The organism is Phytoactinopolyspora alkaliphila, assembly GCF_010550695.1.
GTDB classification, from domain to species: Bacteria; Actinomycetota; Actinomycetes; order Jiangellales; family Jiangellaceae; genus Phytoactinopolyspora; species Phytoactinopolyspora alkaliphila.
On the sequence record NZ_JAAGOB010000002.1, the window covers coordinates 72,854 to 97,496 of the forward strand.

A 24,643-nucleotide genomic window follows, 5' to 3' on the forward strand; every position below is an offset into this window, starting at 1 on the left:
ACATGGTTTACATGATCATTTAGGATGGCGCCGTCATTGCGGAGGCAAATACGGTGGAGATGAGCCGGGGCTCGTCCGCTGAAATTCTGTAGCGGACGAGCCCCGATATTTTCCACGCAATGTGCAGCGAACTGATCTTCAGTGGCCGTGCCCGTGACCGTGACCAGCAGCGGCAGCGGCTTCCTCGTCCTCGGGCTTGTCCACGACGAGCGCCTCGGTGGTGAGGAGCATGGCCGCGATCGAGGCGGCGTTGGCCACCGCGGAACGGGTCACCTTCACCGGGTCCAGGACACCGTCGGCCAGGAGGTCTCCGTACTGGCCGGTGGCGGCGTTGAAGCCGTGACCAGGCGTGCCTTCGGCAACCTTCGACACGACGACATAGCCGTTCTCGCCCGCGTTCTCAGCGATCCAGCGCAGCGGCTCGACGAGGGCATCGCGGACGATGCTCACGCCCACCTGCTCGTCACCGGTCAGGCCGAGGTCACCGTCCAGAGCGGAACGAGCGTGCACGAGTGCGGCACCTCCACCGGAGACGATGCCTTCCTCGATGGCGGCCCGAGTAGCGGACACCGCGTCCTCGATGCGGTGCTTGCGCTCCTTGAGCTCCACCTCGGTGGCCGCGCCGACGCGCACCACACCGACGCCGCCGGCGAGCTTCGCCAGCCGCTCCTGCAGCTTCTCCCGGTCCCAGTCGGAGTCGGTGTTCTCGATCTCCGCGCGGATCTGGTCGACCCGACCCTGGATGTCCTCAGCCGCGCCGGCACCGTCGACGACGGTGGTCTCGTCCTTGCCGACGACGATCCGCCGGGCGGAACCGAGCACCTCGAGGCCGACCTGGTCGAGCTTGAGGCCGACTTCCTCGGCGATGACCTGGCCACCGGTCAGGATCGCCAGGTCCTGCAGCATGGCCTTGCGGCGGTCGCCGAAGCCGGGAGCCTTGACGGCTACCGACGTGAACGTGCCGCGGATCTTGTTGACGACGAGCGTGGACAGCGCCTCGCCCTCGACGTCCTCAGCGACGATGAGCAGCGGCTTACCGGCCTGGACGACCTTCTCCAGCAGGGGCAGCAAGTCGGCGACCGACGTGATCTTGCCCTGGTGGATGAGGAGGTAGGCGTCCTCCAGGATGGTCTCCTGGCGCTCGTGGTCGGTGACGAAATGCGGGCTCAGGAAGCCCTTGTCGAACTGCATTCCCTCGGTGAACTCGAGCTCGGTGCCGAAAGTCTGCGACTCGTCGACCGTGATGACGCCGTCCTTGCCGACCTTGTCGAAGGCTTCGGCGATGATCCGGCCGATCTCGGGGTCCTGCGCCGAGATCGCCGCCACCGAAGCGATGGACGTCTTCTCGTCCACCGGCTTGGCGGACTCGACCAGCCGGGCGGTGACCGCCTCGACGGCCGCGTCGATGCCACGCTTGATGGACATCGGGCCCGCGCCGGCGGCGACGGCACGCAGGCCACGGTGCACCATGGCCTGGGCCAGCACGGTGGCCGTGGTGGTGCCGTCTCCGGCGATGTCGTTGGTCTTGGTGGCGACTTCCTTGGCCAGCTGTGCGCCGAGGTCTTCGTAGGGGTCGTCCAGCTCGATCTCGCGAGCGATCGTGACGCCGTCGTTGGTGATGGTGGGCGAGCCGAACTTCTTGTCAATGACGACGTTGCGACCACGCGGGCCGAGCGTCACCTTCACGGTGTTCGCGAGGGCGTCCACGCCGCGCTCAAGGCTACGGCGGGCTTCCTCGTCGAACGAGAGAATCTTGGGCATGGGTTCTTTCAACGTCCTTCCACGTCAAAAGGACGACGCCCCGGCGCGGCGGCCCGCTCGCTAATTGAGCGGGCCAAGAGCCACCGGATGGAGGCCCTCCGCCGCACCGGGGCGTCGCACTGATACGTCCTCAGTGGTTACAGAGGTCGCTCGTGCGTCACTTGTTGACGACGGCGAGCACGTCGCGGCTAGACAGGATCAGCAGCTCGTCGCCGCCGTACTTCACCTCGGTGCCGCCGTACTTGGAGTAGAGGACGACGTCGCCGACCTTCACGTCGACGGGGATGCGCTTCTCGCCATCCTCGTCCCAACGGCCCTCGCCCACGGCGACGACCTCACCCTCCTGGGGCTTCTCCTTGGCGGTGTCAGGAATGACGAGTCCGGATGCTGTGGTCTGCTCCGCTTCCAGCGGCTTGACCACGATGCGATCCTCAAGTGGCTTGATGGAGACCGACACTAGTCTGACCTCCCCTTTCACGGGATGTCACGGATGCTTCGTATGGACTGGCCGCGTGCCACCGTCGTCGCGGGTGCCGGCGGTATCGGCCGTTGGCACTCTCCATGTGAGTGTGCCAATGTCGAACATAGCCAATCATTAGCACTCGGTCAAGGTGAGTGCTAGGCCGGGGGCGTGAACGCGTCCCATTACGATCGCCGTCACGTCCGGTTCGGCGGCAGCGTCGCCGACACGAGCACTACACTCGGAGCCTGCAGGCGTGCTGTCCGGCCTACATGTACCCCACGACCATGGATACAACGAGCGATGACTGTGCTGTCCGGAAGATACGAACTCGGCGAGCCGCTGGGTTCCGGCGGCATGGCCCGTGTGGTCAGCGCGTACGACCGGGTCCTCCAACGCGACGTCGCGGTCAAGCTCATCCACGACGCGTTCGCCTTCGACCCCTCCAGCCGCGAGCGGATGCTGCGGGAGGCCCGTGCCGCCGCAGGCTTGCACCATCCCCACACGGTGGCGGTGTTCGACGTCGGCGAGGCGGATGGGCGCCCGTTCATCGTGATGGAACTGGTCAAGGGGCCCACGCTGGCGGATCGGCTGCGGACCGACGGCCGTCTTCCACGGAGCGAGACGCTCGCCGTCGCCGACGCGGTACTGTCCGCCCTCCACGCGGCACACGAGCGTGGTCTCGTGCACCGGGACGTCAAACCGTCGAACATTCTCTTGCCCACCGCCGGCGGCGTGAAGCTGGCCGACTTCGGCATAGCCAAGGCACTGACCGAGGGTTCCAGCGGCCTGACAGGAACCGGCCAGCTCCTCGGCACCCCGCGCTATCTGACCCCCGAGCAGGTAGCGGGCCATCCGGCTACGCCGGCCAGCGACCTCTACTCACTCGCCGTCGTCCTCTACGAGTGCCTCACCGGTGATCCGCCGTTCCGGGCCGACACACCCATCGCTGAGGCGCTCGCGCATCAACGCCAGCCGGTGCCGCGGGTCTCCGATGTGGTCACGGATGTCCCGCCAGCAGTGGCCGCCGCGGTGGAACGAGCGATGGCCAAGGATCCACAGGACCGATACCCCAGCGCGGCGGCGATGCGCGCAGCCCTGCACCAGCGCCCCAATGAGTACCCTCCACCACCGCCGCCGGAGACCATGGCAAGCATCTCGGCGCCACAAAACTCCGCCGTCACACCTGCGCAGACCACTCGGGTATTGCCTGCCGCCCAAAGCTCTGTGGACGCGCCGCCAGATCCGCCCAGCTCGGCTAGAGCCACGACCGACCGGGAACGGTCACGACACCGCCTCGCCCGCCGCCTATGGGCACTGGGCCTCGTCGCCGGTATCGCGGCGGCGATCGTGGTGGTGGCGTTGGTGGTCAGCAATGGGGATGACCCAGACGATCTCGCGGCGCCGCGAGAAGCCGACGGCATGAGCGCGGAGGACAACTCGCCCGATGACCCCGGCCAGGATGACGAATCCGAAGAGAGTTCGGATGAGAACGACGACGACCGCACCGCGCGGGACGACGACGCGGGCGACGACCCGGGCGACGAGGCCGCCGGCTGGCCTGAGCACCTTGAGGGACTGATCGCCGCGTTGGACGCCGATGGCGCCGCCGCCGGCCAGAAAGGCGAAGACCTCGCCAAAGCCCTGCGGGAGAAGATCCAGCAAGAGGGTAGGGAAGGCAAGCGCACCGAGGAAGCACGCAAGCTGATCATGGAAACGTCGTCATGGCTCATGGACGGCGAGATCGATACCGCGGCTGGACAGGCCGCCATTGTGGCACTAACCCCTCACGTAGGCCCTCAGGACGACCGACTCACACCCGTGCGGGAGCTTTTCGTCGACGTCGCCGTGGCCCGGAGGGATTGGGGCGAGAAAGGGGATAGCCTGCTATCCGAACTCGATGAGGTCCTCAAGGCCGAGAACCCTCGCAAACGTACGCAGAAAGCGGCTGAACTCCGACGGGAGCTGGCCGAATGGATCGACGACGACGAGATCGACCGGGAACGGGGCGAGCGGGCTCGCCAGACGCTGCGGCCTCTGAGTTCTCGCTGATCGGCAGTGCGCCCCCAGCGCGTGCGTCCCAGCACACGCATCCCAGCGCCGCACGCGGCCTACGCGGCGTGGCGTAGCCGCGCGTCCCCCGCCCGGACGTCGCCGGGAGCCGGTTCGGCATACTCACATAGATGACGACGCCGCTGCTCGAGGCCGCGCAGGCATTGGCCGAGCGCACCATAGCCTTCCGCCGTGCCCTGCACCAGCATCCCGAGATCGGCCTGCATCTGCCGGTCACGCGGCAGGCGGTCCTGGACGAGCTCGCCGACCTGGGGTTGACGCTGCGGATGTCGGACACCACGTCAGCCGTCGTCGCGGAGCTGGACGGCGCGCACCCGGGGCCCACGCTCATCCTGCGGGGCGACATGGACGCTCTTCCGCTGCGCGAGGATACCGGCCTGCCGTTCGCCTCGCGCATCGACGGAGCCATGCACGCGTGCGGACACGACACACACGTCGCGATGCTGGCAGGCGCCGCCCGCCTCCTGGCCGCGAAGAGAGACGAGCTGGCCGGCAGGGTCCTGTTCTTCTTCCAGCCCGGGGAGGAAGGTGAGCACGGTGCCCGGTTCGCCCTGGAGGAGGGCCTGCTCGACGACCCCGATGTGGTGGGCGCGTTCGCGCTGCACATCACCACCCAATTCCCCAGTGGCGAGATCCACATCCGGCCGGGTCCCACCATGGCCGCCGCCGACACGTTCGAGCTCGTACTCACCGGCCGTGGTGGGCACGCGTCGGCGCCGCATCGGGCCCTGGACCCCGTGCCAGCCGCGTGCGAGATCGTCACGGCTCTCCAGGCGGCGATCACCCGCCGCGTCAACGTGTTCGATCCGGCGGTGCTCACCGTGGGCCGGGTCTCGGCTGGGACGACGTCGAACGTCATCCCAGCCACCGCCGAGATCGAGGGGACCATCCGTACCTTCTCCGCACGGACCCGCGACGAGGCGCACCGGCAGCTGCGTTCCGTGGCGGAAGGCGTTGCGGCGGCCCACGGCCTCCGGGTTGAGCTGGAGATCGTGCAGGGTTACCCGGTCACCATCAACGACGCCGCGTTCAGCGCCACAGTGCGCGAGGTCGCCGCGGCATTGCTCGGCGAACAACGCTCGGCCGAGCTGGCCGAGCCGCTGATGGGCGCCGAGGACTTCTCCTACGTCCTGGAGCGGTACCCGGGCGCTATGGCGTTCCTCGGCGCCTGCCCACCCGGAATCGACCCGCAGCACGCTCCTGCCAACCACTCCAACCTGGTCGTCTTCGACGAGGCGGCGCTCAGCTCCGGGGTCGCCATGTACGCGGGCGTGGCGCTCGACCGGCTCCGCCCCGGCTCGCCCTAGTCACCCGCCTACCGTGGACATCCGCACATTGCGGCATCTGGCCTCGCCGGAGGGCAAGGCGCTACTGCGCGAGGCCGAGAGTGGGTTCGGCGTCGAGACCGAGTTCGCACTGGGTAGCCGGCTGCGACGCGATCACGCACCCGAACTCGTGGCCGCCGCGCTCACCCAGGTGCGCCTCCGGCGGCGGGCGACGGCGAAGTTCCACCCGGCTGACGCCGCGCGGATGTTCCTCACCGTCGACGGCTATGAGCAGGCCACTCGAGCCACTGTCGCCTCGCACCGGGCCCGCAGGCTCGCGGATCGCCGGCCGGGCGGACGTCTGCTGGACCTGTGCTGCGGCATCGGCGGCGATCTCATCGAGCTGGCCCGCGCCGGCCTGACGGTCACCGGGGTGGAGATGGACGAGCTCACCGCCGAGGCAGCGCGGCTGAACATCGCCGCGCTCGACCTGACCGGGCGAGCCGGCGTGCTGACTGGTGACGCCGCCCGGCATGACCGGTCGGGCTACGACGCCGTCGTCTGCGACCCGGCCCGCCGCACGGCCCGTGGGCGGATCTTCGACCCCGATGCCTACCAACCGCCGTGGTCCTTCGTGCTGGAGCTGCTCGACGGTGACGCGTGTGTGAAGGTCGCGCCGGGGATCCCGCACGACCGCGTGCCGGCGGGCGCCGAGGCGGAGTGGGTGTCGGACAACGGCGAGGTCAAGGAGGCCGCGATCTGGTCGGGCGAGCTGGCCAGTGGCTGCCGCCGCCGGGCGACGGTGCTGCGCGGCGGCGCGGGGCCCGGTTCCGTCACTGCGGGGCCTGGCTCCGGGACCGCGGGGTCCAGCGCAGCGGCTCACATGGCAACGCTGACCGACGCGGACGACCCCGGCGATCCCCGGGTTCACGCACCGGGGCGTTTCCTGTACGAACCGGACGGCGCGGTGATCCGCGCCGGGCTCGTCACGGCGGTCGCGGCCATGACGGACGGCTGGCTGCTCGACTCGTCGATCGCGTACGTCAGTGCAGACACCCATCTCAGCACGCCGTTCGCCCGCGCCTACGAGGTGACCGAGGTTCTGCCCTACGACGTGAAGGCGTTGCGACGCTACGTCCGGGCCCACGACATCGGCTCACTCACGATCAAGAAGCGCGGCGTCGAGGTCACTCCGGAGGAATTGCGCAGGTCGCTGCGGCCGAAGGGCTCCCGCACCGCCACGCTGGTGGTGACCAGGGCAGGGCGCCGCACCATCGTGCTCGTCGCGACACCGCTGTGATCACGGACGGATCGTCACGTTAAGTGAGGAAATGAGACGAGCTATTCCATGATCTCTAACTACGTGTCACACTCCAGAGATGGAGATCCCGTTCAGGCAGTCCGACCGGGCAAGTCTCGGTGTCGAATGGGAGCTCCAGCTGATCGATTTAGACACCCGTGAACTCACCTCCGGCGCTGTCGAGATCCTCCGCGAGATCTGTCCGGAGGGCGCGGACGAACATCCCCGGGCCAAGCACGAACTCTTCCAATCCACCATCGAGGTCATCACAGGCGTCTGTGAAAGCGTCGCCGAAGCTCGGGACGACCTTGACCAGACGGTCCGGACCGTGACGCAGGCCGCAGCACGCCGCGGGCTGGCGCCCATGTGCGCCGGGACCCACCCCTTCACCGACTGGAACACCCAGGAGATCAGCCCCAAGGAGCGCTACCGGCAGCTGGTGGATCAGCTGCAGTGGCTGGCCCGCCGGCTGCAGATCTTCGGCGTCCACATCCATGTGGGCATCCGTTCCCCGCACAAGGCGATCCCGATCGTCAATGCCCTGACCTCGTACATCCCCCATTTCCTCGCCCTCTCCGCCTCGTCGCCGTTCTGGGTCGGACACGACACCGGGCTGGCATCCTCACGCAGCAAGGTGTTCGAGACGCTGCCCACCGCCGGCCTGCCGTATCAGCTGTCCGGCTGGAACCAGTTCGAGGACTACATGGCCACCATGATCTCGGCGCAGACTGTCGAATCGGTCCGCGAGGTGTGGTGGGACGTCCGGCCACACCCAGACTTCGGCACCGTGGAGCTGCGGGTCTGCGACGGGCTGCCCACCCTCGACGAGGTCGGCATCATCGCCGCGCTCACCCAGAGCCTGGTTCACAAGCTCGATCACGAGCTCGACCGCGGGTACACGCTTCCCAATCCGCCCAGCTGGGTGGTCCGGGAGAACAAGTGGCGCGCCGCGCGCTACGGGCTCGAAGCGGAGATCATCGTCGACGAGCACGGCGGCACAGTCCCGATCCGGCAGGCAATTCTCGATTTGGCCGACGATCTGACACCGACTGCGCGTAGACTCGGCTGCGCTGATGAGCTCGCGATGGTCGAGCACCTGTTGCGGATTGGCGCGAGCTATCAGCGCCAACGCGCTATCGCGGAGACCAGCGGCGGAGACCTGACCAAGGTCGTCGATGGCCTCCTGGACGAGATGAGGACCGGCCTTCTGGTGCCACCCGGGCAACGGATATCCGGAGTGCCGCTCCCGAGGGTCGCCACAAGCGACTACCTCGAGTCCGACGCAGTAGTCTGATCCGGTTCCACCGCAGACGACTCCTCGGTGACGCCGGATACCACTCAGGTAGCGCTGTCACCTGCCGCACACACATAAGAGGCACGAGCGTGAGCACTGACTGGCTTGCGAGCTGGGCGCAATCACATCACGACGACCTGGTGGCCCTGCGCCGCCGGATCCACGCGTTCCCCGAGCTCGGCATGAACGAGCACGTCACCACCGACCTGATCGCGAAGATGCTGGCCGAGGCAGGCCTGAAACCACGCATCCTGCCCCGGGGCACCGGCCTCGCCGTCGACGTCGGCTCGGGACCGCGCACCGTAGCGATCCGGGCCGACATGGACGCCCTGCCGCTGATGGATCTCAAAGACGTGCCCTACCGCTCGACCGTGGCCGGCGTGTGCCACGCCTGCGGCCACGACGCCCACACCACCATCGCCCTGGGTGTCGCGCTGGCGCTGTCCCAGGCTCGCGAGCTTCCCGGCCGAGTGCGCGTGATCTTCCAGCCGGCAGAGGAGAAGATGGCCGGCGCTCGCGAGGTCATCGCCGCCGGGGAGCTGTCCGGGGTCGAGCGGGTCTTCGCTCTGCACTGCGATCCCCGGCTCCAGGTCGGGCGGGTCGGAATCAAGCTCGGCCCCATCACCGCTGCCTGCGACCTGATCGAGGTCAAGGTCAGCGGCCCAGGCGGGCACACCGCCCGCCCGCACCTGACCGTCGACGTGGTGGACACCCTCTCCCGCATCGCCGTGGACGCACCCGGCCTGCTGGCCCGCCGCACCGATGTCCGCGCCCGGCTCCTGCTCACGTGGGGCGCCATTCAGGCCGGCGACGCACCGAACGCCATCCCCAGTGAAGGAGTGCTCAAGGGCACAGTTCGTGTCCTCGACCATGCCGCATGGGCGGATGCCGAAAAACAGTTCCGGTCGATCGTCTCGGACATCGCCGCCGCGTGCGGGGCTGACGTGGAGATCAACTACGAACGAGGCGTTCCGCCCGTCATCAACGACGACGCCTGCGTGGAATTGATGCGCGGAAGTATCGCCACGGAGCTGGGGGCCGACGCCGTCGCCCGCACTAATACCAGCATGGGCGGCGAGGACTTCGCCTGGTACGGCGAGCACGCACCGATGGCGATGGCCCGCCTCGGCGTGCACGGCGGCGGCACCATGCACGACATTCACCAGGGCAGCTTCGACATCGACGAACGCGCCCTCGGCATCGGGGTCCGTGTCCTGGCCCGCACCGCCCTGGACGCCCTCACCACCTGACCGACTTGGTCACCTGATCGTCGAAATGTCAGCTGATCGCTTCCGCGCGAGAGATCAGGTGGACCAGAGGCGGTGATCAACGCCGGTTTTGTCGTCTGATCGCGTCTCACGATACGAACAGCAAAAGATCAGGTGCACAACAACCGCGATCTGGGCCGGTTCTGTCATCTGATCGCGTCGGTCCCGCCCCGGCCCCACCCCAACGCCAACGACGACGCCAACGGCGACGACGCCAATGACGACGACGATCAGCGCAGCAGCGACACGCGCTCCCCTGGGCGGATCTCCTTGATCCAGTACTTGCGTGCCATCGCGTCGACCGAATCCTGAGTGACCATGTGCAGGTGGATCACATTCTCGGAGGTGCCCCGTGTCCGCCCGTACTCCTGAAGCTCCAGAACGTGGAAACGTTCCGGCGGGAAGTCCAGGACGACGTCCACCGCGAAGCGCCCTCGCGCATCAGGGTCGGCCCCCACCCCGTCCGCCACCTTCCCGGAAGCGGCGAGGCCGATCCAGATCTGGTACGCAAGGATGAGCACCACCAGCGCCGCGAGCGTGCGCCCGCCGACAGTACCCAGGATCCTGCGCACCACCCACATCACCCGCGACACCAGCCACCCCGCACACGTCGCATCATGCCGAGATCCTCAACTCTCGCCGCCGGCGTCCGCCCGGACCGGCGGCTCGGACGACGAGTCCACCCGGCCCGACAGCCGTTCGGCCTGCTCCTCGCCATGGGCCCGGCCACCTGCCAGCAGGTCCGTCAGGTGAGTGACGGTATGTCTGAAGTCGGGATTCTCCAGGACCGAACGCCAGTTCCGGGGTCGCTCCAGAGGCACCGTCACGATCTCGGCCACCGTGCTCGGCCGGGAGCTCAGCACGACGACGCGGTCGGAGAGGAACACCGCCTCGTCGACGTCGTGCGTCACGAAGAACACCGTGGGGCGTTTGGCCTGAAAGATATCCGTGAGGTCTTCCTGCAGCTTGCGGCGAGTCTGGGCGTCGACGCTGGCGAATGGTTCGTCCATCAGCATCACCTCCGGCTCGTTGGCCAGGACGCGGGCCACCCCCAGCCGCTGCTGCATGCCGCCGGAGAGTTCATGCGGGAACTTGCGCTCGAATCCCTCCAGGCCGACCAGTTCCAGGTACTGCCTGGCGACCGGTTCCCGTTCGCGTCGCGGCACGCCACGCATCCGCAGCCCGAAGGCCACGTTCCCGAGCACCGTCTTCCACGGGAACAGTGCGAAGCTCTGAAACACGACGCCGCGCTCCGGCGACGGCGCCGTCACCGGTTTCCCTCCCACCTCGACAGATCCGCTGGTCAGCTTGTCGAACCCCGCGACGACGTTAAGCACGGTGGTCTTTCCGCAGCCACTCGGGCCGAGGATGGAGACAAACTCACCCCGGTCGACGCTGAACGAGACATCGCCGACAGCCGTCACCGTCTCACCGGTGTACGCGTCGACGTACTCCTTGTGCAGGTTCTTGATCTCAAGGGTGCTCATGATCTCGTCCGCGCTCCGTTCCTCGTCGCCCGTGGTCCCGCCCGGCCCGGCACGCCGCCGCTCGGCCCGCTCGACCCACCCGGCTGGTCGCTCATCTGGCCACCTCCGCCGTCTGGATCATTCCCCAGCGCTCGATGGTGCTGCGCTCGAACGGCGCGAGAACCAGGGCGTCGAGCGCGAACCACAGGATGCCCAGCACGATCATTCCCACGAAGACGCCGGTGACCTCGCCCGCCCGGCGGGCGTCGAACATCATGAAGCCGATACCGCTGGTACCGACGATGATCTCCGCCGCGATGAGGGCACGCCAGCCGTATCCCAGGCCGGTGCGGATCCCGGTGGCCACAGCAGGCAGCGCACCGGGAAGGATGACGTCGGTGAACACCCGGAACCTGCCGGCGCCCAGGCTGCGCGCGGCCCGGACCATATCCCGTGGCACCTGCTCGACACCGGCGACGATGCTGATCATCAGTGGGAACACGATGGTGTAGACGATGACGAACGTGACCGCGGTCAGGCTGAAGCCGAACCATACGATCACGATCGGCAGCCAGGCGATGTCGGCGATCGCCTGGAAGAACATCAGCAGCGGCCAGGTCAGTCTGCGCGCCCACCTCGACATCGCCACCAGGAACCCGGCGGGGATCCCGATCAGCAGGCCGAAGACGACACCGGTCCAGAGTCTGGTCACCGAGTCCGAGAGGTAGGCGGGCAGAATGCCCTTCTTGATCAACTCTGCGAACTCAGCGACGACGACGTCCGGCCCGACGAAGAACGCCGCGGGGAAGAACTCCAGCTCCGCGACGGCCCACCACGCGAGCACCACCGGAACGAACGGGCCGAACGTCCGCACGACCCGGCTCCGGCCCAGCCGCCGCCACCAGAAGCCGCCCATCGCGGGACGCGTGCGCTGAGTAGCACCCGACACTGTCATCTACGCCGTCACCGCCTTCATCCCCCACCGCTCCACGGTCCGACGTTCCAGTGGAGCCAGGACGGCACGGTCAGTGATCAGCCAGAGGACCCCAATCACGATCATGAACGCGATGATCACATCGGTCCGGAAGAACTTCTGCGCCAGGAAGATCGAATACCCCACTCCCGCGCTCGCGGCGATGATCTCCGCAGCCACCAGCCCACGCCAGCCGTAACCGAGCCCCACTCGCAAGCCGGTGACGATGTTCGGCAACGCGCCAGGGAGCAGGACCTCGGTGAACATTCGTGCCCGAGGCGTACCCATGCTCCTGGCGGCACGCAACAGCTGGGTGGGGATCCGCTGCACACCGAGCATCGTGTTGTACGCCAGCGCGAAGAACATCGCGTTCCAGACGATGAAGATGACGGCCCGCTCGCCGTACCCGAGCCACAGCGTCGCCAGCGGTATCCACGCGATCCCGGCCAGCGCCACCGAGAACCGCAGCAGCGGGGCGAAGAACGCCGCCACCCACCGGCTGGAACCGAGCAGGATCCCGAACGGAATCCCGGTCAGGATGGCGGCGATCACACCGAGCACCACCCGGCGCAGGCTCGCCCCGACGTGGGTGAAGAGTTCACCGCTGGACCACAGTTCGCCGAACGCTCCTGCGACGTCCGTGATCTGCGGGAAGATCCGCATCTCCACCTCGGTGACCTCGACGATCACCACCCAGACGGCCGCGAGCAGGACGAACGGCAGCAGGAACCACAGTGCAGCCGAAAGCCGGCGGGACAGTTTCCCGCCCCGCCGGCCGGCTGGTGACGTCAGCGCCATCAGGACCCTCTCGAACGGGCTGGTCCGGAGCGCCTCGTCATCGCGTCCCGCACGTCAGCCCTCGGGGCACGCGCTTTGCGCCTCGCCCCGCGCGAACGTGTAGTCCGGCGTGATCTGTGCCTCCTCGGGGATCTCCGGGAGGTCGTCGAACAGTTCCGGATACTCCTCCATGACGCTGAGGATGGGTCCGGGCATGAAATGGTCGTTGACGTCGTACGTACCGTCCACGACCTCCATGTCGGCGAACACCTGCATCATGGTGTCGAGCGCGAGGTAGTTGCAGGCCGAGAAACGCGGGTCCAGCTGGATGATGTTGTATTGCATGGCCTCTTCGGCCACCTCGATCTCCGTCCCGGGGATCCAGCGCACGGTCACGTCCGCCGCTTCCTCCGGGTTCTCCCGCATCCAGTGGTCGGCGGCCGCCCTGGCGGTCAGCACCGCCTCCACCACCTCGGGATTGTTCTCGACGTACTCACGCGTCGACACGATGTAGCCGATGTACGCGATGTGCCCACCACCTCGGCTGACCTCGAACACGCCGTCTACGTCTTCCCGGATGGTGATCGGCCATGGATCCCAGACCACCGCGGCGTCGAGGCCGTCGGTCTCCATCGCGACCCCCATATCCGGCGGGGGAGTGTTCACCAGCTCGACATCGTCCGGGCCAAGGCCCGCGTCTTCGAGCACGCCGAGCGCGTACAGGTGGTTGATGGAGCCGATCGACACACCGATGCGCTTGCCGGCCAGGGTGCTGAGGTCGTCCGGGTCGATCTCCGACTCCTCGGTGGCCACCATCGCCATCGTTTCGTCGATGCCGAGCTGGCTCGAGCTCCCGGAGTAGTTGCCGAGGTAGACCAGGTCCATGCCTTGCAGGACCGCGCCGATGCTCGGGGTGCCGACCTGGACGAAGTCCACGTCGCCGGCGTCGAGCGCATTCAGCGCGTCCACCCCGGTGGGGAAGGGTTGTGCGAGGTTCACGTCGAGGTTCAGTTCATCGTAGAAACCGATATCCAGGGCGACCGCCGCACCCATCTGGTCGACGGCGGACACGTAGCCGATGGTGACCTCGGTCAGGTCCGGCAGAGCTTCCGGCTCCTCCTCGGCATCCTCCGTGTCCTCCGCGTCCTGTTCCTCCGCCTGCGGCTCATCTGCCGGATCGGAATTGTTCCCATCATCCGATCCGCACGCGGCGAGCAGCGCAACGGCCGCACCGCCTGCCAGGACCTTCCGCAACCGCGACGTGCGAGACACGTGTTCCTCCCTTGTTTACTGCAGAGTCAAGACAAATTACGCAAAGTTAAGCAACCGTGCAATCCCACCTAGATCGGTCCGACCCTAGGGCGGCCCACTGCCGGTGTCAACCATGCCCGACCAGCCAGCCCCCAAGATCATCCACCTTCGTGGCCGCAGCCTTCGGAGCCTGTACCGGCGCCGTTCACCGAAGGCAGTGCGGCCGTTCCGGGTCCGCACGGATGGCGTACATTTACGTTTCCCAGCCGCCCAGCCCTTGATCGACTGCACCGGATTTGTCATAGTGTGTCCGGCTAACGGAGAGACGGCCAGCACTTCGCCGGTCACAACTCAACCAACAAGGGCGATCATGTAGGGACTTCACGTGGAGCACCTGCAACACTTCTTCCAGTACGGTCCGATCACGGCCGTCGTCGCGTTTCTGATGGCGTGCATCGGTGCCGGACTCGGCTTGCGCTGCGTGGTCCGCGCCTTCGCGGCAAGCGGTTTCGCCAAACACAGCTGGCTGATCACCGCTGCCGTGGCCATCGGCTCCGGAATCTGGACCATGCACCTCATCGCGATCCTCGGCTTCGGAGTGGACGGCTCTCCGGTCCGGTACGACGTCCCGCTCACTCTGCTCAGCTTGTTGATCGCCATCGGCGTCGTCATGACTGGCGTGTTCGCCATCGGGCTCAGCAGGTCCCGCCTCCGCGGCGTCGTGCTGGGCGGCGTCGGCATCGGCGGCGGGATTGTGGCCATGCACTACGTCGGCATGTCGGCGATGCAGATCCACGGCACCCTCGGCTACGAGATGCCGGCTGTCGTCTTGTCGGTCGTCATCGCGATGGCCGCCGCGACCCTGTCGCTCGCGGTAGCGTTCCTCGCCCGCAGCTTTCGAGGCACCGCCGCCGCCGCGCTTCTCATGGGGGCGGCGGCAAGTGCCACGGAATACACGGGCATCGTGGCGTTGCGGCTGGAGATCACGCCCGGGACGTCGGTTCTGTCCGGAGCGAGCGCCGTCGAGTTCGTCTTTCCCTTCATTGTCGTTTTCGGTTCATTCCTGTTCCTGAGCTCGGCGTTCGTCGCGCTCTCCCCCATCCGGCAAGAGCGGGAGCCCGCCGTCGCCTTCGCCGGGCCGGGCCGAGACTCCAACTAGCGAGCTGATCGAGGCAACCATGCGTGAACGCCAGGACGAGGCGTACGACGAGACTTCTGAGAACGAGCAGGCGATCGAGGCCGCCACGGACGACGACGAGGGGGAGGACGCGAGGGACGACGGCCAGTCCACGCGCTCGGGCCCGCGGCACGCATCGAGGCGGGCCGCGGCGAGTCGCGTCAAGCAGCCGAACAGCCGGCGGCCACGATCGGTCCGCGCGAAGATCGTCACCGTGCTCATGGTGCCGGTGATGTCGTTGATGGCCCTGTGGGGATTCGCGACGGTCACCACCGCCCAGAACGTCTCCGAGCTCCAGCAGCTCAAAGAGGTCAACGACACGCTGCTCTCGCCGATCAACCAGTTCGTCACAGCGGTCCAGGCGGAGCGGGTCGCCGCATCGGAGTACCTGGTCGACCCGGAGGCCGGAGAGGAAAGCCTCACCACCGCGGGCCAGAATACCGACGCCGCCGCGGCCGCCCTGCGCAACGGCATCTCCCGGAGCAGCACCGATGCGGCCGGACTCGACACCCGGCTTCCTGGCCGGATCGAAGCTCTGGTGGACGCCACCGACCACGTCTCCACCATTCGTGACCGTGTCGGGGAGAGCTCGGTCAGCTGGCTGGCCAGCTACAACGCCTACACGGACCTCATCGGCCGGGCCTTCAGCGTGACCGGGGTGCTGACCCAGATGGACGCACCGGGTGTGGAGTTCGACCCCCGGGTGGTGCTCGAGCTGTCCCTGGCCAGGGAGATGATCGCCCGCGAGGACGCCATCATGGCCTCCGCTTACGCCGCCGAGGTCATGACTCAAGCACAGTACGCGTCGCTCACCGAGGCGACGCGAGCCGGACAATCCATGCTCTGGACCGACATCGACGATCCACGGCCGTCGGCCGAGGCCGCCTACCGCGACGTCCTCGCCAGTCAGTCGTACCAGACACTCCGTGACATCGAGAACACCCTCGGCCAGTCGCAGGCCGGGTACACCATCGTCACGGAGATTCCACAGAGCGAGTGGAACGAGGTCGCCAGGTCTGTTCAGGACGATCTTGCCTCGGGTGAAGAACGGGTCACCACCATCGCCGCACAGGAGGCCAACCTTTTCGGCTTCGACGTCCTCGGCACGTCGGGCCTGGCCGTCGTGCTGGGCTTGGTCGGTGTCATCCTGTCACTGCTGATCTCGGTGCTGATCGGCCGCGGACTGGTCGTGGAGCTCGCCGGCCTGCACAACTCCGCCATGGACCTGGCCCGGCGCAAGCTCCCGGCCACGTTGCGGAAGCTGAACTCCGGACAGACCGTCGACCTGGAATCGGAAGCCCCCCGGGCAGCACACGCCGACGACGAGATCAGCCAGGTCGCGGAGGCCCTCAACGCGGTCCACCGCTCCGCGGTGCAGGCGGCGATCGAGCGCTCGGACGTCCTCAAGGGCATTTCCGGCGTGTACGTCTACCTGGCGCGCCGTAGTCAGGTGCTCCTCCATCGCCAGCTTGCCTTGCTGGACAGCATGGAGCGGCGGATCGACGATCCCGACCAGCTCGAGGATCTCTTCCGGCTGGACCATTTGACCACGCGCATGCGGCGGCAAGCCGAGAGCCTGATCATCCTCTCCGGTGTGGCGCCCGCACGGCGGTGGCGCAACCCGGTACCGATGATGGACGTCGTCCGCGCTGCGGTGGCCGAGGTCGAGGACTTCACCAGGGTCGAGGTCGGGAACATCCCCAACGTGCGGATCACGGGCACCGCCGTAGCCGACCTCACACACCTGATCGCCGAGCTCGTCGAGAATGCCGTCGTGTTCTCCCCGCCGCACACCAAGGCGACCGTCCGCGGCGAAGTGGTGGGAACCGGTCTGGCCCTGGAGGTCGAAGACCGTGGTCTGGGCATGAGCCGGCAGGCCATGAACGACGCCAACCGCAGGATCCGGGAAACCGACCAGGTGGACCTCCTCGAAGCCGACCAACTAGGGCTCTTCGTGGTCAACCGGCTGTCTCGCCGGCATGACGTGGAGGTGACCCTGCAGCGGTCCGCGTACGGCGGCGTCAAGGCGATCATTCTTCTGCCGGACCAGCTTCTCGACCGGAGCACTCCGCCCGAGGTGATCACGGCACACGAGGAGTCCGCTCCGGTCGAACGTGCTCAGCTGACGGCTGTCGCTTCGTTGTCGGCCGTCCCGAGCCCCCGGCCCGCCCCAGCGCCGCAGCAGCCCGAGCCGGCACAGGCGCCGACAGGGACCTCCACGCAGGCGCCTGCCGGCAACGGCAGGTCCACCACCGTGCTGCCGGGGCATTCCCCGGACAGTGAACTCGAAGACCTGCCACGCCGCGTCCGGCAAGCCAGCCTGCGGCCGGAGCTGCGGGCGACCCCGCCGCCTCCACCCCCGGCCGGCGCCTCACATGACACCATGGCACGTACACCAGAAGAAGCCCGTGCCACGCTGTCGGCGATGCGCACCGGGTGGCTGCGGGGGCAGTCCGAGAAAGATGACAAGGGAGAAGACCGATGACCGAGCCGACACAACCATCGGGTGAGCTGAACTGGCTCCTCGATGAACTGGTGGGCCGCGTGTCACAGATTCGCCACGCCGTAGTGCTGTCTGGAGACGGCCTGCCGGTCGGGGCGTCGAACCAGCTGAGCAGGGAGGATCGCGAGCGGTTCGCGGCCATCGCATCGGGTTTTCACAGCCTCGCGAAGGGGACCGGCCAGCATTTCGAGGCGGGCGGCGTCGTCCAGACCATGGTTGAACTCGAGGGGGGCTTCCTCTTCGTGGTCGCCGCCGGCGACCGCTCGTGCCTCGCCGTCTTCGCGGGGGCCGACGCCGACATCGGGCTGATCGCCTACGAGATGGCTCGCCTGGTCAAGCAGGTGCACGAGCATCTCTACGTGCCGAGCCGGCCAGGCTCGACGAACTCTTCCTCCACGCCGAGATGACGCGGCCGCGATGAGCGATTCCACACCTCAGTGGTACGACGACGAAGCCGGTCCTCTCGTTCGGCTGTTCGCCATGACCGCAGGTCGTGCGCGCAGCAAGAACTCGGACGAGACGTTCGACCTCATGGCTACCGTCGAGGCGGACGCGTCTGCGTACGACGTGCCGACGCTCTCGCCCGAACAGCGCATCATCCTGCGGATCTGCCTGCGTCATCCACAGACCGTCACCGACATCGCGTCGGAATCCAACCTGCCGCTGGGCGTGGTCCGGGTTCTGCTCGGCGACTTGATGGAAGCGGGCCACATTCGGGTCAGCCGCCCGGTCCAGCCCACCCAACTCCCAGACACCCGAATCCTCAGGGAAGTCATCGATGGCCTCCGTGCACTCTGACCACGGCGCTAACGGCGCCAACCCTCTTGTGGCCCTCAAGATTCTCATCGCCGGGGGGTTCGGCGTGGGTAAGACGACGCTGGTCAGCTCCGTCAGCGAGATCCGCCCGCTGCGCACCGAGGAGTCACTCACCGGCGCCAGCCAGGTGGTCGACAAGCTCGACGGCGTGGAACAGAAGACCACCACCACCGTCGCCATGGACTTCGGCCGGATCACTATCCGCGACGGCCTGTGCTTGTACCTTTTCGGCACTCCCGGCCAGGACCGCTTCTGGTTCATGTGGGACGAGCTCACCCGCGGCGCGCTCGGCGCCGTCGTCCTCGCCGACACGCGTCGGCTGGAGGACTGCTTTCCGGCCGTGGACTACTTCGAGCACCGCAACATCCCGTTCGTCGTCGGGGTCAACTGCTTCGACGGCGCACGTCGCTACATGCAGGACAGTGTGCGCAAGGCCCTCGATTTGGACGAGGCGACGCCGGTAGTGATGCTGGACGCGCGGGACCGCGACTCCGGCAAGGAAGTCCTCATCACGCTGGTGGAGCATGTGAGCACCCTTCACCCGGGTTCCCAGGCGCGACTGTCGACAGCCACGCAGACCAAGGGCGGCCTGCCCAAACGCCCCCTCAAGCGGTAGCGACCATAACCCCTGGCATGGGTTGTGGTCGGGGGCGCTAAGGGGAACGTGGGCAGCCGAGCTGGTCGGCGCCTTCGACGTCGACGGGCAGGCGGCCATGGCCTGTCTCGGCGCCGCGCAACACGTCCACCAGCGCCCTGAACGCCGCCGGAGTACGACCGTAGATCGCGATCTTGGTGCTCGCCTCACTCGGCCCGAGCGGATACGGGGCGTCGAGCGCCACCGCGACGTCACCGGCCCCCGGACCGGAACCGCCGAGCAGGCGCACCGTATCGCCACCGGAGCCCACGGTCAGGCCGGCTTCCTCGGCCGCCGCCACGAAGCGGGCCCGGTCTTGTTCGGTACCGCCGGAGACGGCGACGGTGTCGCCGACGTACGGACCTCGGCATTCGCCGGCCGCGATGGTCACCGCCGCCAGCGACGCTTCGTAGGACACGTCCTCGTGAGCACCCACGACGTCGGCGGACGGCGGATCGTCAGCGGCGTCCTGGTTCAGCATGACCGCGACACCGCGGGTGGCGGCCTCCTCGAGCCGTTCGGCCGGCAACCGCCCGTCCTCCACCGCGGCGACGATGGCCTCGTGGGCGACCCGGGCGTCGGCGGGCATCAGAACGACGTCCGCACCCGCCGCGAGTGCGCCGACGGCGGCCTCCCCAGGCCCGTACAGGGCGGTGACCGCAGCCATGTCCTGCGCGTCGGTGACCAGCAGCCCGCCGAACTCGAGCTCGCTGCGGGCGAGCTCGATGACGTCGCCGGACAGGGAGGACGGCGTCCCGGGGTCAACGGCTTCCACGTCGATGTGCGCCACCATCAGGGCGGAGGCGCCGGCGTTCACGGCGGCGTGGAAGGGCGCGAAGTCACGCTCCAGCAGCTCCTCCAGCGGCGCGGTCTGCACGGGCAGCTCCTCATGGCTGTCCGCCGGTACCGAGCCATGCCCGGGAAAATGCTTCGGGACGGCGACGATCCCGGCTTCGGCGTACCCGCGCAGCGATCCGACGACGATCTCGGCGACCAGTTCAGGGTCGGACGAGGCTGACCGGCTGGCGATCGTCGGATCGTCCGGCCCGATGGTCACATCGGCGTCGGGCGCGAAAACCATGGTGAAGCCGAGGGCCCGCAGCTCCTCCCCGCTGGCCCGGGCGACGTCGGCGGCGAGCTCGGGGTCGCGGGCGGCCCCGAGCGCCATGTAGGCGGGGAACTCGGTCGCCGGCTCGCGGACGCGCGCCACATTGCCGCCCTCCTGATCGACCGCCACGATCAACGGATAGGGCCGCTCGTCGGCCTCCCGCGCAGCCGCGGTGGCGGCGGCCACTTGATCGGTCGACTCGACGTTGTCGCCCATCAGGATGACACCACCGAGCCCGAGCTCGGCGATCAGCTCGGTGGGAGGCTCGAGCCCGGCGTAACTGGCGACGATGACCTGTCCGGCCTGCTCCTCCACGGCCATGTCCGCGACGATCGACTCGGCCTGCTCGTATTCCGCCACGGTGGGTCCCCACGGCAACCGCTCGAGCTCTTCCGGCGTCGGGCTGGCGGTCGTCTCCGTCGGGCTGGGCGTCTCGTCCGGCGCTGGCGACGAGGCAGTCGGCGTCGGGAGGGCGGCCCCCGGCGCGGCGTCGTCCGACCCGCACGCCGCCAGCACGCCGGACACGCAGATCGCCGCGGCCATCGCCAGCACCCGTCGTCGCCTCATCAGAGGAAGTCTGCCATGCGGGCGCGCGGCGTTCGGCACGTGTTCACCCGTTCCCATACGTTGTTTCACCGCGTCAGACAAGAACCTGCGTGACCGGCAGCGACGAGTCGCTGGCGAACGACGCGGGGCTCGGTGGGAGCCCACGCTCGACGACGGCCGCACCGAGGGCCGCGATCATGGCGCCGTTGTCGGTACACAGTGACAGTCGCGGCTGCCTGAGCTCGATGCCGGCCGCGGCGCAACGCTCCTTCGTCAAGTCCCGGATCCGGGCATTGGCTGCCACCCCACCCGCGAGCACCATGGTGCTCACCCCGCGCTCCTGGCACGCCAGCACGGCCTTGCGGGTGAGCACGTCCGCCACGGCTTCCTGGAAGGCTGCCGCGACGTCGGGGACCGGGACGGGGACGCCGTCACGCTCTGCGGTCTCTACCCACCGGGCCACGGCCGTCTTGAGCCCGGAGAAGGAGAAGTCGTAACGGTGCCGGCTCATGTCGCGCTGACTGGTGAGCCCTCGCGGAAACGCGATGGCCGTCGGGTCGCCGTCGGCCGCCGCCTTCTGGATGTGCGGCCCGCCGGGATACTTCAGCCCGATCAGCCGGGCGACCTTGTCGAACGCCTCGCCCGCGGCGTCGTCCAGCGTCTGCCCCAGCAGCTGCGCGGACGACGCGATGTCGTCGACTTCGAGGATCTCGGTGTGCCCGCCGGACACCAGTAGGGCGATTACCGGCTCGGTGAGCGGGCCATTCTCCAGCTGTTCAGCCGCGACGTGGCCGACCAGGTGGTTGACACCGTACAAGGGCTTGTCCAGCGCTATGGCGAGCGCCTTGGCCGCGGACACTCCCACCATGAGCGCCCCAGCGAGGCCCGGTCCGGCGGTGACGGCGATCGCGTCGACGTCGGACAGCTGGACTCCCGCCTCAGTGAGCGCCCGGCGCAACGTGGGCACCACCGCCTCCAGGTGGGCCCGGCTGGCGACCTCCGGAACGACGCCGCCGAAGCGCACGTGCTCCTCGACGCTGCTGGCCACCGCATTGGCCAGCAGTGTGGTCCCGCGGACCAGCCCGACGCCGGTCTCGTCGCAGGACGTCTCGATACCCAGGATCAGCGGTTGCTCAGCCACGGGCCCACATTATCTCCGCCCAGTCCCATGAACATCGACGAGTTACCTGTGCTGGTGCGCCGTGAACCGGCGACGATCATGGAGCTGCCGGGAGGCGCATCCGCAGCACCAGGCCATCACGCCCGCCGCCGTAGTAGGCCCGGCGAGTGGCGATGCGTTCGAAGCCGTAACGGCCGTAGAACGCCAGCGCGGCGTCGTTGTCTGCGCGGACCTCCAGCAACAGCGAACCCGCTGCCCGTGCCCGGGCCTCGGTGATCAGCGCGTCCATGAGCGTCGCTCCCACCCCTCGGCGCTGGTGGGCCGGCGCGACGGCGATCGTCTGAATGTCGGCGGGCTCACCCGGCATGCCCAGTGCCCGCAGCCCCGCGTATCCGGTGAGCTCGTCCTCCTCGACCGCCACCACGTACCAGCGGGTGTCCGGGACCCCGGCGAGCTCTTCCAGAAACTGTTCCCTGGTCCACGGCGGATCGTCGGGGAACAGCTCCCGCTCGAGCGGCTCGATCGTCTCGACGTCCTCCGGGCCCATCGGCCTGAGGGCGATGGTCATGTCAGTACGCTCTTCCGTGGAGCCGGCGGGGCGATGTCCGGCCGGCGCAGGTACAGCGGGTCTGGTTCCACGATCTCGGCGTATCCGCCCACGACGACGGCCGCGAGGTCCGCCGCGGATGGATACTCCGGCTCCACCGCGACCGGGAACGCGTCGGGATAGAGCCGAGGCCCGGCACCGGCGGCCGGTGCGGTCATGTCGTCGGCCCCCGCGATGGACAGGTGCTGCCCGAACGCTGCTGCCGCATCGGCCGCGGTAGCCACCTGCGGCGGCGTCAAGCGCCGGCCGGAGGCGTCGTATCCGGCCCAGTACACCTCGCGACGCCTGGCATCGGTGGCCACGACGAACGGCCGACCTCCGCCGCCCGAGGCGATCACGCCGTGCGCGACGACGTCCAGGCTGCACACGCCCCGCACCGGGCGGTCGAGAGCAGCGCCCAGCACCTGCGCGGCGGCCAGCCCCACACGGAGGCCGGTGAACGGCCCCGGGCCGACGCCCACGGCTATCTCGGTGATCTCACGGCGATCCGCTCCGGCGGCGCGCAACACGCCGGTGATCGCGGGCGCGAGCAATTCGGTGTGACGGCGAGCGTCAACGGTGGTCGACTCCGCTACGACATCCCGGCCGTCATGCAGGGCGACCGTGACGGCGGGAGTGGCGGTATCCAAGGCCAAGAGCAGCACGGTCTCCAACCATACGCCGCCCGGCGGCGAGCCGCGCCGCTTGCCCGCCGCCTCGACGGACCGGACGCCCCGCCGGGGGCTGCCGGCGGGTCCGGACGCGTCGCGAAGCATGATGGACTTGCGGCATGCGACCTCCTTTCGACGACTGGTTCGGCGACGCCGCGTTCGACGCGACATACGGCTACGACGAGGCTGCCTTGCTCCGCGTCGGTGCACCGGACGAGCCGCCGGGCTTCGCCGAATTCTGGCAGGGCCTGTACCGGCGAGCGCTCACGGTGGACCCGGCGCCGGTGCTCTCGGCACCGGTCCTTTCACCCGCTCAGCAGAGCGGCTGCGGCATGAGGGTTCACGAGGTGGAGTTCAGCTCCCTCGGCGGAGTTCGTCTCGGCGGCTGGGTCGTGCTTCCCGCCGACGACGAGGTGAGTCAGGCCGTCGTCGTCGGCCACGGCTACGGCGGCCGCGCCGAACCCGACCTGACCGTGGTGCCGGAGCGGGCCGCGGCGATCTTCCCGGTGTCTCGCGGTCTTGAGACCCACGGGGTCCTCCCCGGTATCCCGTCGAGCTCGGCCGAGCACGTGCTGCACGGCATCGACTCCGTCGACACCTACGTGCACGGCGGATGCGCCGCAGACCTGTGGTGCGCGGCCAGCGCGCTGCTCCAGCTGCTGCCGATCCGTCCAGAGGGGCTGAACTACCTCGGCGGCAGTTTCGGCGGCGGCATCGGGGCGCTGGCGCTGCCCTGGGACCCCCGCTTCACCGCAGCCGCACTGCACGTGCCGAGCTTCGGCAACCATCCCTTGCGTCTCACTCTGCCGTGCACCGGCAGCGGCGAAGCGGTGCGACGGTACGCCCAGATGAATCCGCACGTGGCCGGCGTGCTCCGATACTTCGATGCGGCCGTTGCCGCCAGGCATCTGCGCATTCCGGCCGTCCTCGGACCGGCCTTGTGGGACCCGGCCGTACCGCCACCGGGACAGTTCGCCGTGTGCAACGCCGTCGCCGCTGAGAAGGAGCTCTTCGTCTTCAGCGCCGGACATGCCGACTATCCCGGCGACGCCGAGGAGCTCGACCGGTTTCACCAGCTGGCCCACAAGCTCTTCCAAGGCTGACAGGGCGGCACCGGCGCGGATCCCACGACCCCATCGCTCGCCGCGCACACGCCCCGGCACAGGCGTCGGGCGCCGGATACGAGCTGACCGCACCCCCGGGCATCAGCCCTCGACGACGATGCCGAGCTGGCCGAGGATCACGGCCGCCTGATCCGCGGAGATGGTGGCGCCGGCCAGCCGATGAGCGTCCTGCAAGGGAAACTCGCCGAGGTCAGCACCACGCAGGTCGGCGCCGTCGAATTCGGCCGCGCGCAGGTCGGCGCCGTCGAATTCGGCCGCGCGCAGCTCGGCACCACGCAGCCGTGAGCCGATCCACACCGTGTCCCTCAGGTCGGCTCCGGCGAGCACGGCATCGTCGAGCCACGCCTTCGACAGGTCCGACTCGGAGAAGTCACAGCGCCGGAACACCCGCGGATGATCCAGTGCGCGCCGAGGACCTCCCTGAGGTCACGGGCCGACAGATCGGCGTCGGTGATCTCGGCGCCTGAGGC

General features: G+C 68.4%; 23 protein-coding genes. 11 read left to right on the forward strand and 12 right to left on the reverse strand.

The window, feature by feature from the left end:
- Positions 1–138: 138 nt before the first annotated feature.
- Both groL and groES read right to left on the reverse strand, forming a co-directional pair.
- Entirely contained in the window at positions 139–1,761 is a 1,623-nt protein-coding gene (gene groL, locus G1H11_RS03330; RefSeq protein ID WP_163816089.1) for a chaperonin GroEL, read from the reverse strand.
- A gap of 157 nt (positions 1,762–1,918) precedes the next feature.
- Positions 1,919–2,239, reverse strand: a complete 321-nt coding sequence (gene groES, locus G1H11_RS03335; RefSeq protein WP_343074799.1) for a co-chaperone GroES — start codon at positions 2,237–2,239, stop codon at positions 1,919–1,921.
- Positions 2,240–2,524: 285 nt separating this feature from the next.
- Between groES and G1H11_RS03340 the strand changes: the two genes are divergently transcribed.
- The 5 genes from G1H11_RS03340 (at position 2,525) to G1H11_RS03360 (ending at position 9,403) form a co-directional block, all read left to right on the forward strand.
- Positions 2,525–4,273, forward strand: coding sequence for a serine/threonine-protein kinase (locus G1H11_RS03340; protein ID WP_163816091.1), 1,749 nt, complete (start codon positions 2,525–2,527; stop codon positions 4,271–4,273).
- 131 nt (positions 4,274–4,404) lie between these two features.
- Positions 4,405–5,601 carry a M20 metallopeptidase family protein gene (locus G1H11_RS03345; protein WP_163816093.1) on the forward strand — a complete coding sequence of 399 codons (1,197 nt, stop codon included), beginning with the start codon at positions 4,405–4,407 and terminating at the stop codon, positions 5,599–5,601.
- Between the two features lie 13 nt (positions 5,602–5,614).
- Positions 5,615–6,859, forward strand: coding sequence for a THUMP-like domain-containing protein (locus G1H11_RS26830; protein WP_163816095.1), 1,245 nt, complete (start codon positions 5,615–5,617; stop codon positions 6,857–6,859).
- A gap of 79 nt (positions 6,860–6,938) precedes the next feature.
- A complete protein-coding gene (locus tag G1H11_RS03355) occupies positions 6,939–8,153 on the forward strand; it encodes a glutamate--cysteine ligase (protein WP_163816097.1) in 1,215 nt (404 codons plus the stop codon).
- An 89-nt stretch (positions 8,154–8,242) separates the two neighbouring features.
- Positions 8,243–9,403: an amidohydrolase gene (locus tag G1H11_RS03360; protein ID WP_216843411.1), complete on the forward strand. Its 1,161-nt coding sequence runs from the start codon at positions 8,243–8,245 to the stop codon at positions 9,401–9,403.
- A 248-nt stretch (positions 9,404–9,651) separates the two neighbouring features.
- Here G1H11_RS03360 and G1H11_RS03365 read toward each other — a convergent pair whose 3' ends face one another.
- From G1H11_RS03365 to G1H11_RS03385, 5 genes are all read right to left on the reverse strand, one after another.
- Positions 9,652–10,014, reverse strand: a complete 363-nt coding sequence (locus G1H11_RS03365) for a hypothetical protein (protein WP_216843412.1) — start codon at positions 10,012–10,014, stop codon at positions 9,652–9,654.
- A gap of 36 nt (positions 10,015–10,050) precedes the next feature.
- On the reverse strand, positions 10,051–10,908 hold the full coding sequence (locus G1H11_RS03370) for an ABC transporter ATP-binding protein (protein ID WP_163816099.1): 858 nt from the start codon (positions 10,906–10,908) through the stop codon (positions 10,051–10,053).
- Positions 10,909–10,999: 91 nt separating this feature from the next.
- Positions 11,000–11,803, reverse strand: coding sequence for an ABC transporter permease (locus G1H11_RS03375; protein WP_163816996.1), 804 nt, complete (start codon positions 11,801–11,803; stop codon positions 11,000–11,002).
- A gap of 39 nt (positions 11,804–11,842) precedes the next feature.
- Entirely contained in the window at positions 11,843–12,658 is an 816-nt protein-coding gene (locus G1H11_RS03380; protein ID WP_163816101.1) for an ABC transporter permease, read from the reverse strand.
- Positions 12,659–12,712: 54 nt separating this feature from the next.
- Positions 12,713–13,909: an ABC transporter substrate-binding protein gene (locus tag G1H11_RS03385; protein ID WP_216843414.1), complete on the reverse strand. Its 1,197-nt coding sequence runs from the start codon at positions 13,907–13,909 to the stop codon at positions 12,713–12,715.
- 364 nt (positions 13,910–14,273) lie between these two features.
- Between G1H11_RS03385 and G1H11_RS03390 the strand changes: the two genes are divergently transcribed.
- From G1H11_RS03390 to G1H11_RS03410, 5 genes are read left to right on the forward strand one after another with little or no spacing between them, the layout of a single operon-like run.
- Positions 14,274–15,047, forward strand: coding sequence for an MHYT domain-containing protein (locus tag G1H11_RS03390; RefSeq protein WP_216843415.1), 774 nt, complete (start codon positions 14,274–14,276; stop codon positions 15,045–15,047).
- A gap of 19 nt (positions 15,048–15,066) precedes the next feature.
- On the forward strand, positions 15,067–17,550 hold the full coding sequence (locus tag G1H11_RS03395; protein WP_163816102.1) for a sensor histidine kinase: 2,484 nt from the start codon (positions 15,067–15,069) through the stop codon (positions 17,548–17,550).
- Positions 17,547–17,975 carry a roadblock/LC7 domain-containing protein gene (locus G1H11_RS03400; RefSeq protein ID WP_163816104.1) on the forward strand — a complete coding sequence of 143 codons (429 nt, stop codon included), beginning with the start codon at positions 17,547–17,549 and terminating at the stop codon, positions 17,973–17,975. Before G1H11_RS03395 ends, G1H11_RS03400 begins: the two co-directional genes overlap by 4 nt.
- A gap of 10 nt (positions 17,976–17,985) precedes the next feature.
- Positions 17,986–18,366, forward strand: coding sequence for a DUF742 domain-containing protein (locus tag G1H11_RS03405; protein WP_163816106.1), 381 nt, complete (start codon positions 17,986–17,988; stop codon positions 18,364–18,366).
- Positions 18,347–19,000 (forward strand): GTP-binding protein, encoded by a 654-nt coding sequence (locus tag G1H11_RS03410; RefSeq protein ID WP_163816107.1) that lies wholly within the window; start codon positions 18,347–18,349, stop codon positions 18,998–19,000. The genes G1H11_RS03405 and G1H11_RS03410 overlap by 20 nt, the downstream gene beginning before the upstream one ends.
- 37 nt (positions 19,001–19,037) lie before the next feature.
- Here the strand turns inward: G1H11_RS03410 and G1H11_RS03415 are convergent, their stop codons facing one another.
- The 4 genes from G1H11_RS03415 to tsaB all read right to left on the reverse strand — a co-directional run bounded on the left by G1H11_RS03415 (position 19,038) and on the right by tsaB (position 23,043).
- The gene (locus G1H11_RS03415) at positions 19,038–20,693 is read right to left on the reverse strand and encodes a glycoside hydrolase family 3 protein (RefSeq protein ID WP_216843416.1); all 1,656 of its coding nucleotides are present in this window, start codon (positions 20,691–20,693) and stop codon (positions 19,038–19,040) included.
- A 73-nt stretch (positions 20,694–20,766) separates the two neighbouring features.
- On the reverse strand, positions 20,767–21,813 hold the full coding sequence (gene tsaD / locus G1H11_RS03420; RefSeq protein ID WP_163816109.1) for a tRNA (adenosine(37)-N6)-threonylcarbamoyltransferase complex transferase subunit TsaD: 1,047 nt from the start codon (positions 21,811–21,813) through the stop codon (positions 20,767–20,769).
- A 76-nt stretch (positions 21,814–21,889) separates the two neighbouring features.
- Positions 21,890–22,360, reverse strand: a complete 471-nt coding sequence (rimI, locus tag G1H11_RS03425) for a ribosomal protein S18-alanine N-acetyltransferase (protein ID WP_163816111.1) — start codon at positions 22,358–22,360, stop codon at positions 21,890–21,892.
- The gene (tsaB, locus tag G1H11_RS03430) at positions 22,357–23,043 is read right to left on the reverse strand and encodes a tRNA (adenosine(37)-N6)-threonylcarbamoyltransferase complex dimerization subunit type 1 TsaB (RefSeq protein WP_163817004.1); all 687 of its coding nucleotides are present in this window, start codon (positions 23,041–23,043) and stop codon (positions 22,357–22,359) included. Before tsaB ends, rimI begins: the two co-directional genes overlap by 4 nt.
- Before the next feature lie 125 nt (positions 23,044–23,168).
- On the opposite strand from tsaB, the gene G1H11_RS03435 reads away from it, so the two are divergent.
- The gene (locus tag G1H11_RS03435; RefSeq protein ID WP_163816113.1) at positions 23,169–24,152 is read left to right on the forward strand and encodes an acetylxylan esterase; all 984 of its coding nucleotides are present in this window, start codon (positions 23,169–23,171) and stop codon (positions 24,150–24,152) included.
- Positions 24,153–24,254: 102 nt separating this feature from the next.
- Here the strand turns inward: G1H11_RS03435 and G1H11_RS03440 are convergent, their stop codons facing one another.
- On the reverse strand, positions 24,255–24,560 hold the full coding sequence (locus tag G1H11_RS03440; RefSeq protein ID WP_216843417.1) for a pentapeptide repeat-containing protein: 306 nt from the start codon (positions 24,558–24,560) through the stop codon (positions 24,255–24,257).
- Positions 24,561–24,643 lie beyond the last annotated feature (83 nt).